At 62.8% G+C, this 664-nt stretch carries 1 protein-coding gene; it reads left to right on the forward strand.

The window, feature by feature from the left end:
* A partial coding sequence (locus tag ACF8K2_RS12900; RefSeq protein ID WP_392465152.1) for a hypothetical protein occupies positions 1 to 664 on the forward strand: 664 nt, incomplete at both ends.

Raw genomic sequence — 664 nt, forward strand, 5'->3', positions numbered from 1 at the left:
CTCACCGCGAAGTGGCGCTGGTCCCGGCCAACACCCTGCACCAGAGCGACGTCGACTTCAGCATGAAGAAGCTCGACCAGTGGCTGCTGCGCATGACCAACGACACCGTCGGCTGGAACACCATCCACACCGTTGGCTCGGTCTTGCCAGGGGTTGGCGGCGTCTTTGCCGCCATCGATGCCATCGCAGACCTGATTACCCTGATCGATGGCAATCAGGATGACGTCGTTACCTGGATCAGCTTTGGCATCAACGTCTTCGGCATCATGTCCTTCCCCGGCGTCGGCGCCGCCCGGGCGGCAATCCGCCCGACCCTGCACATGCTGCGCAGCCACAGCAAAGCCACCCTTGGCAATGCCTTGCTGACCGCGCTGGAAAGCAACCTCAACGCGCTCGCCCCCGGCGCCATTGAAGACTTTGCCACCGCGCTGCAACAGGGCCTTGCCAGCCTGCTGAGCCAGATCGCCGACAAGATCAAGCAAACCTGCCTCAGCTTCGCCAGCATGATCCGCTCGGTGGCGAGCCCGGAAGGCCAGCGCAAGATCGCGGAAACGGTCAAGAGCGGGAAAAAGTTCGTCGCCTCCACCGGCATTTTGGGCATGGCCATTTCCCTGCTGATCGACGACCCGCGCATGTCCGATGCGACCGTGCGCAAACTGCTGGA

This window comes from Pseudomonas sp. xss_2, assembly GCF_043104195.1.
Classification (GTDB): domain Bacteria; phylum Pseudomonadota; class Gammaproteobacteria; order Pseudomonadales; family Pseudomonadaceae; genus Aquipseudomonas; species Aquipseudomonas urmiensis.